The 7362-nt window shown below is 65.6% G+C and carries 7 protein-coding genes; 5 read left to right on the top strand and 2 right to left on the bottom strand.

The annotated features are described in order from the left end of the window. Window positions 1-522: 522 nt before the first annotated feature. On the bottom strand, window positions 523-1374 hold the full coding sequence (locus TVB01_RS13865; RefSeq protein ID WP_422456495.1) for a hypothetical protein: 852 nt from the start codon (window positions 1372-1374) through the stop codon (window positions 523-525). A 222-nt stretch (window positions 1375-1596) separates the two neighbouring features. Continuing rightward, a complete protein-coding gene (locus tag TVB01_RS13860; protein ID WP_422456494.1) occupies window positions 1597-2136 on the bottom strand; it encodes a YceI family protein in 540 nt (179 codons plus the stop codon). A gap of 149 nt (window positions 2137-2285) precedes the next feature. On the opposite strand from TVB01_RS13860, the gene TVB01_RS13855 reads away from it, so the two are divergent. The 5 genes from TVB01_RS13855 (at window position 2286) to ccsB (ending at window position 7302) form a co-directional block, all read left to right on the top strand. After that, window positions 2286-2948: a histidine phosphatase family protein gene (locus tag TVB01_RS13855; RefSeq protein WP_422456493.1), complete on the top strand. Its 663-nt coding sequence runs from the start codon at window positions 2286-2288 to the stop codon at window positions 2946-2948. A 96-nt stretch (window positions 2949-3044) separates the two neighbouring features. Next, complete coding sequence (locus TVB01_RS13850; RefSeq protein WP_422456498.1) at window positions 3045-3644, top strand: TlpA family protein disulfide reductase; 600 nt, start codon at window positions 3045-3047, stop codon at window positions 3642-3644. Window positions 3645-3715: 71 nt separating this feature from the next. Continuing rightward, window positions 3716-4432, top strand: coding sequence for a cytochrome c biogenesis CcdA family protein (locus tag TVB01_RS13845; protein WP_422456497.1), 717 nt, complete (start codon window positions 3716-3718; stop codon window positions 4430-4432). Window positions 4433-4636: 204 nt separating this feature from the next. Beyond that, window positions 4637-6271: a cytochrome c biogenesis protein ResB gene (gene resB, locus TVB01_RS13840; RefSeq protein ID WP_422456496.1), complete on the top strand. Its 1635-nt coding sequence runs from the start codon at window positions 4637-4639 to the stop codon at window positions 6269-6271. After that, window positions 6271-7302, top strand: a complete 1032-nt coding sequence (gene ccsB, locus TVB01_RS13835; protein ID WP_422456492.1) for a c-type cytochrome biogenesis protein CcsB — start codon at window positions 6271-6273, stop codon at window positions 7300-7302. The genes resB and ccsB overlap by 1 nt, the downstream gene beginning before the upstream one ends. Window positions 7303-7362 lie beyond the last annotated feature (60 nt).

Here is a 7362-nt window from a genome sequence, read left to right as displayed (position 1 = left end):
GGGGGGGGGGGGGGGGTGTTGCGGGGGGGGGGGGGGGGGGGGGGGGGGGGGGGGGGGGCCCGGGCCCCGGGCCCGGCCGGGGCGGCAGCTTGGCAGCTGGCTGGGGCGAAGGACGCTTCGCCGGACGCTCGCCGCCCGCACGTGCAGGGGCGTCCGGGGGCGCTGCCGTTGCCATCTTCGGTGCGGGGGATGCTGCCGGTGCAGGTGCATCCGGCATTTCCCCGGCGGAACCGCGCGTCGGCCACCCTGTCCGGGACGGCCTTGCCGCCAGGCGGTGGAGCCCAAGGTGCCGGACGGATAGATGGAAGTGGCGGGAAAGAAACGTGGAACCGGTTTTGGGGGAATTGGGGGCTTCGGGAGGTGGGGTCATAGTCGTCGCCGCCTTCAAGAGACCGGAAAACAGTGCTCCTGCCGGGAGGCTGTCAGCTCTCGGTAGGGGAGCTAACGCTACGCTCAGGAGCTGCCGGTGTGACCACCTAAAAGGCGAACCGGTGCCGGAGCAGCCAAGATTTATGACGCCGGCTAGTACGGGCGGTAGGGGTTGTAGTCGTGCCGTTGGAAGTAGGGGTTGCTCGGCTTGAGGTAGAGCATCACGATCCCGGCTATTCCGGCCAGCGTGGCGACCAGGGACAGCAGTCCCAGCGGCGAAGCGAAGTAGGTCGGAAGGGACACCAGCAGCCCAAAAACCGAGAACGCGGCGAAGACGGTGCCCACGATCCGGGCCCAATTGTGTCCGCGCCGAACGAAGAAGGCGATCAGCACATACAGTCCCAGTCCGATCAGCCCCACCAGCACCGAGAAGGTGATCAGGAAGCCGCTGGCGTCCTGAAGGTCGATGTCGCTGTCCCGCAGCATCTGCGTCTGTTCGGCGGAGAGCAGGTTCGGCAGGTTCAGGGACGTCAGCAGGTTACTGATGAAGGACAGGACACCGGCCGCGATGATGAGCCAGAAGCCAAGCTGAACCTCACGCGGCGCAGGACCCCTGGGTGACCCTGTTCCGGCAGGCGAGGCGTAGCCCGAAGGCTGGGCAGCCTGATATCCGTAAGGTCCCTGGCCATACTGTGGCTGGCCGGGCATCTGCCCATATTGGCTTGGCTGTCCGTACGGCCCGCCTTGCCCGTACTGGTTGGGCTGCCCGTACTGGCTTTGCTGCCCGTACTGTCCCGCCTGCCCGTACTGTCCGCCCTGCGGGCCGGCTGGGTCAGCGTGACCGTCTTCCTGCCCGGCATGCGGCGGAGTGGATGGCTGTTCCGGCTTGCTGTACTGCCCGTAGCGCGGCTGCTGGCGATCTTGTCCGTCCTCTGCGGCGCCCGGAGGGGGAGTCTCCTGCGGAGCGTCAGGATCGTTGGGATCGGGGACGTTTGGAGTAGTCATGGGGCCCGCCTGCCGTTTGGTGCCTGCCGGCGGATGCCGGCAGGGAAGAGTGCCCATCTGCGAAGTCAGGTGACAAGTCTATCGCCGGGGCACTGGCGCGGCACCGGCGCGCAGGCAGTCTCCCGTCGTAGGCGGGGAAACTGTGGATTAAACAGCCGTGGACCGGAACAGCCCTCGGGGGTTCCGGTCCACGGCTCCTGCACTGCGACTCAGTGACCCGGACTAAGCGGCGACGAACGCAGCGTCCACGTTGATGGTTACCTTGTCGCCGACCAGCACGCCGCCGGTCTCGAGGGCGGCGTTCCAGGTCAGGCCGAATTCCTTGCGGCTGATCGAGGTGGTTGCGGAGAATCCGGCGCGGGTGGCGCCGAAGGGATCAACGGCCACACCGTTGAATTCAACGTCCAGGGTCACGGGGCGGGTGATGCCCTTGATGGTCAGGTCGCCGGTGAGCTTGTAGCTTTCGCCCGAGCCTTCCACGTTGGTGGCGGTGAACGTGAGTTCGGGGAACTGCTCGACGTCGAAGAAGTCCGGGCCCTTGACATGGGCGTCGCGGTTGGCGTCGTTGGAGTTGAAGGACGAGGAATCGATCGTCGCGGAGATCTTGGAGCCGGCCAGGGACTCGCCGACCTCGAGGACAGCCGAGACCTTGTCGAAGTTGCCGCGGACCTTGCTGATGCCGGCGTGCCGTACGGTGAAGCCGACTTCGCTGTGGGAAGCGTCGAGGTTCCAGGTGCCTGCGTTCAGTCCGGTGGGGATCATGGTGGTGTCACTCCTGTCGTGGATCGCCGGGCGGCCGTTGCCTGCCCGACTTTTAGATGCAATTGCATTGAGTCTGGCACATAAAACTCAAAGGTTCAACTGTTTGTGGAGATTTAATCTTCCCCGGCGTGTCTGCGAGACTTGGAATCATGTCCCGTGCTTCGATCCACCTCGTCCGCCATGGAGAAGTCTTCAACCCGGACGGTGTCCTCTACGGACGCCTGCCTGAGTTCCATCTCTCCGATCTGGGCCAGGAGATGGCCCGCCGCGCCGCCTCCCACTTCCAGTCGCAGAAGAACGACGGCGCCAAACTGGTGCACCTGGTTGCCTCTCCGCTGACCAGGGCGCAGGAAACGGCCGCACCCATCGCTGCTGCCCTGGGCCTGGAAATCGTGACCGACGAGCGGATCCTCGAAGCCGAAAACCGTTTCGAGGGACTCTCCGGGGTGAAGAGCCGGCTGCGCAGCCCGCGCTACTGGCCGCTGCTGCGGAATCCTATGAAGCCTTCCTGGGGTGAGCCCTACGTCCAGCAGGTGGACCGCGTCATGGCTGCCGTGCAGGACGCCCGGATCCGAGCACTGGAAACAGGCGGCGACGGCGCAGAAGCCGTGCTCGTCAGCCACCAGCTGCCGATTTGGGTCACTCGGCTGGCGGCTGAGGGGCGGCGGCTGTGGCACGACCCGCGGAACAGGGAATGCACGCTGACCTCCGTCACCACCCTCGATTTCGAGGGCGACGTGCTTTCCGGCGTCCGTTATGCGGAGCCCTCGGCGGACCTGCTGCCCGGGGCAGCGAACATCCCGGGCGCATAATACAATTACTACGCGTTGTAGAAGTGGCCGTCCCCTGCCGCGATGAAAGCTGGAAAATCCGTGAAGAAACCTCAGACCGACAACCACGCCGATGCCATGCGCCGCAGGTCCTTCCTGCGGATTGGTGCCGGGCTGGCCGTAGGCGTGCCGCTGGCCGCCGCCCTGGCCGGGTGCACGGTTGAGGATCCGCTGGCCGCCCAGGCCAAAGCCGGAGACAACAAGAACTACATCGCCGGCGACGGGTCCGTCACGGAATATGCAGTCTCCGAACGCGGCGAGCCCGTTGAACTGTCCGGGACCCTTTTTGACGGCACCACGGTGACCAACGCGGACTGGGCGGGCGACGTCGTCGTCCTCAATTTCTGGTACGCAGCCTGTGCGCCGTGCCGCAAGGAAGCTCCGGACCTCGTGGAACTCCATGAGCAGTTCTCGCCCGAAGGCGCCCGCTTCTACGGCGTGAATATCCGCGACGAGGCCAAGACGGCGGAAGCCTTCGAACGGAACTTCGCCATTCCCTACCCCAGTTTCGAGGACCGCAACGGGGACGTGCTGCTCGCGATGACGGGCTACGTACCACCGCAGGCTGTGCCCACAACACTGGTGCTTGACCGTGAAGGCCGGGTTTCTGCGCGGATCCTGGGCCTGGCTGAAAAGGGAACACTTAAGACCCTGATCAGCGACGCGCTGGCTGCGTAACCGTGCCGCCCCTGCTTCCCGCCGCGTTGCCGGCCGCCAACGTCTTCGCCGAAACGATCCTTAACGGGTCGATGCTGCTGGCTATCCCGGTAGCGGTCCTGGCGGGCCTGGTTTCCTTTCTTTCCCCCTGCGTGCTGCCGCTCGTGCCCGGGTACCTGGGATACGTGACGGGGCTGACGGGTATTGACCTGGAAAAGCAGCGCCGGGGGCGGATGCTCACGGGCATAGCGCTGTTTATCCTGGGGTTCTCCGTGGTTTTCGTCGCCATTGGAGCCGGGATCGGACAGCTCGGGGCATGGCTGCGGGGGCCGGACCAGGCCTGGATACCGCAGGTCCTGGGTGTGCTGATCATCCTGATGGGCGTGATCTTCATGGGTGGGCTGTCCTGGTTCCAGCGCGACCGCAAGATCGAGGCACGGCCGCCCGCCGGGCTGTGGGGCGCACCCCTGCTGGGCATCACCTTCGGTCTGGGCTGGGCACCGTGCATGGGGCCTACGCTCTCCGCAGTCCAGCTGCTCTCTTTTTCCGGGGACGATGCCTCGGCGGCCAAGGGGGCAGTGCTCACGTTCGTCTACTGCCTCGGCCTGGGACTGCCCTTCCTGCTGATTGCCCTCGGAGTCCGGCGGGGGATGGGCGCACTGGGTTTCTTCCGCCGCCACCGGCTTGCGCTGCAGCGTTTTGGCGGCGGCATGCTGATCGCGCTCGGCCTGCTGATGGTCACCGGGGTCTGGAATGTTTGGATCAACCAGCTCCAAGGCTGGTTGGATAGTGTCACCCTGCCCATCTGATGAGCATGTCCCTGCAAGAGACTCCGGCCTCCCGCCGGCCGGAACCCGACTCCACAGAACAATGAGAACCAGTTGAAACCTGAACCGGACAGCGAAGAGACGCAGACACCGCCCTCCAGCGCGCCGTCTGCCAACGCAACCACGCCGCCTGCCGGCACGCCGGGGAAAAAGAAAGCCGACGACGTCGCGCTTCCCTCCCTCGGCCTGCTGGGCACCCTGCGCTGGGCCTGGACCCAGCTCACGAGCATGCGCACGGCGCTGTTCCTCCTGCTGCTGCTGGCAGTGGCGGCGGTGCCGGGTTCGCTCTTCCCGCAGCGCCCGGCCAATCCCGCGGCTGTCACGCAGTACATCCAGGACAACCCGGGCACGGGGCCATGGCTGGACCGCTTCCAGCTGTTCGATGTGTACTCCTCCATCTGGTTCTCGGCCATTTACCTGCTGCTCTTCATCTCCCTGATCGGCTGTGTGATTCCGCGTGCCAAGGTCCATTGGAAGGCGCTGCGTTCCAAGCCCCCCAGGACTCCCACGAAGCTTTCGAGGCTTCCGGAATATGGAACCATGGTGGTTCCAGCCGGCACCGGCCTCACCGCCGCGCAGGCCGCCCGCGACGCCGCCCAGGTCCTCCGCAAGCGCGGATACCGGGTGGAGGCCCGTGACCTGGATTCAGACCGTCCCTCCGTTGGCGCCGAACGAGGTTTCGCCAAGGAGACCGGCAACCTGGTGTTCCATGTGTCGCTGATCGGGGTCCTGGCCTCTGTGGCGGTCGGCGGACTGGTGGGCTACAACGGCCAGCGCGTGGTGGTTGAGGGAGACACCTTCGTGAATACCCTCGTGGGTTATGACACCTTCAGCCCCGGCACCAACTTCTCCGAGTCCCAGCTGGCCCCGTACTCACTGACCCTGGACGACTTCGACGTCACCTTCGACCGCCAGGCCAACGGCAACGTCCAGCCGCTGGACTTCACCGCCAGTGTCACTGTGCAGGAAGACCCCGATGAGGCTCCGCGGTCCGAGACGCTGAAGGTCAACAAGCCGCTGAGCATCGGCGGGACCAAGGTCTACTTGGTGGGCAATGGCTACGCGCCGGTGGTCACGGTGCGCGACGGCGCCGGAGACATCGCCTTCCAGGGCCCGGTGGTCGGCGTCCCCACAGACGGCGTCTACACCTCGCTGATGGTGATCAAGGCACCGGATGCCAAGCCCGACCAGCTCGGGTTTGTCGGGTTCTTCCTGCCGACCGCCATGCTGGACCCTGAGGGTGTCGCTTTCTCCGGCGATCCCGATCCGGTCAACCCGCAGCTGAACCTGAACTCCTATTACGGCGACCTGGGCCTGGACGACGGTGTCCCGAGCAATGTCTTTGTCCTCGATACCGATGACCTCACGCCCTTGAATAACAGGGACCTGGATGCCGGCGGAATCGTGCTGGGCATGAACCAGATCTATGACCTGCCTGAGGGCAAGGGATCGATCAGTTTCGACGGGCTGCTGCGCTACGCGGCCTTGGACATCCATTACGATCCGGCCAAGACCGGGGTGCTGATCTTTTCGGTACTCAGCCTGGCCGGGCTCTCCGCCTCGCTGTTCCTCGCCCGCCGACGGGTGTGGGTGCGTACAGGGGCGAGCGGGGATGGCAGCATAATGGTCGAGTACGGTTTGCTCGCCCGGGGCGAGGATCCGCGCCTCGAAGCCGAAGCCGGGGCCCTGCGCGGTTTGCTCGAAAAGAAGTGGCTGGCGGGCGGACCCGCCGCAGCACAGGCGGAAGGCCCGGGCGACCTGGCTGACGCATCAGTGGCCGGCAAGGCCGGACGCACGGAAGAAACAGGTAAGGACTCCTAATGCCCTCCATCGACTACCAACTTGCGGAGTACAGCGATCTCTTCATGCTGCTCGCCGCTTTTACCTATACGGTGGCGTTCCTTGCGTTCACCTGGGACCTGGCCAAGAGCAGCAAGACGCTGAATGCCATCGACCAGAAGGCTGCACACGCCGCACCGGCGCAGCGCGTCATGGCGACCTCCGGAGCTCCTGCGGGCCCTGAAGGATCGGCACGCCAGTGGGGCGGCGGCGAAGCCGTCACGGCCGACGATGCCATGGGCTACACCGGTGTGCGCCGCAACGCTGCCCGGGTCGCTGTAGCGCTCACGGTGCTTGGCACACTGATCCATGCTGCCGCCGTCGTCATGCGCGGCATGGCGGCGCACCGTGTGCCGTGGGGCAACATGTACGAGTTCTGCACCACCGGGGCCCTGGTGGTTTCCGTGATCTTCCTGCTGGTACTGCTGCGGCGGGACCTGCGTTTCCTCGGTACCGTCGTTCTGGGTCTGGTCCTGATCATGATGATGGCTGCAACCATCGGCTTCCCGACCCCGGTAGGCCACCTCATTCCCGCACTGCAGAGCTACTGGCTGATCATCCACGTGTCGGTTGCCGTCATTGCTTCGGCGCTGTTCACGCTGACCTTCGCCATGTCCGTCCTGCAGTTGCTGCAGGCCGACCGCGAGGCCAAGGTCCGGGCAGGCGGGAAGGAGCGCCTGGCGTTCCTGAAGATCGTTCCGTCCGCCCAGTCACTGGAGAACTTCTCCTACCGGATCAACGCCGTCGCGTTCGTGCTGTGGACGTTCACCCTGATGGCCGGGGCAGTGTGGGCCGAACAGGCCTGGGGCCGTTACTGGGGCTGGGACACCAAGGAAGTCTGGACGTTCGTGATTTGGGTTGTCTACGCCGGCTATCTGCACGCCCGCGCGACCCGCGGCTGGACCGGCACCCGCGCCGCCTGGCTCTCGATCGTCGGCTACCTCTGCGTGGTCTTCAACTTCACGATCGTGAACGTCTACTTCGCCGGCCTGCACAGCTACTCCGGCGTCTAGTCCCTGCCTTCGAGCGGCCGGGGATTGCGCCTCCGCCCTGCTCCCGGCCTTCGCAGAACC

The sequence above is a fragment of the Arthrobacter sp. 7Tela_A1 genome (assembly GCF_049311065.1).
Classification (GTDB): domain Bacteria; phylum Actinomycetota; class Actinomycetes; order Actinomycetales; family Micrococcaceae; genus Arthrobacter_B.
Note: the sequence above shows the minus strand (reverse complement) of the source record. Positions and strands in the feature narration are given on the sequence as shown.

What these genes read in the sequence shown, in the direction of transcription:
- TVB01_RS13865 (WP_422456495.1), bottom strand. Translation starts at nt 1,374, where the DNA reads ATGACTACTCCAAACGTCCCCGATCCCAACGATCCTGACGCTCCGCAG.
- TVB01_RS13860 (WP_422456494.1), bottom strand. Translation starts at nt 2,136, where the DNA reads ATGATCCCCACCGGACTGAACGCAGGCACCTGGAACCTCGACGCTTCC.
- TVB01_RS13855 (WP_422456493.1), top strand. Translation starts at nt 2,286, where the DNA reads ATGTCCCGTGCTTCGATCCACCTCGTCCGCCATGGAGAAGTCTTCAAC.
- TVB01_RS13850 (WP_422456498.1), top strand. Translation starts at nt 3,045, where the DNA reads ATGCGCCGCAGGTCCTTCCTGCGGATTGGTGCCGGGCTGGCCGTAGGC.
- TVB01_RS13845 (WP_422456497.1), top strand. Translation starts at nt 3,716, where the DNA reads ATGCTGCTGGCTATCCCGGTAGCGGTCCTGGCGGGCCTGGTTTCCTTT.
- ccsB (WP_422456492.1), top strand. Translation starts at nt 6,271, where the DNA reads ATGCCCTCCATCGACTACCAACTTGCGGAGTACAGCGATCTCTTCATG.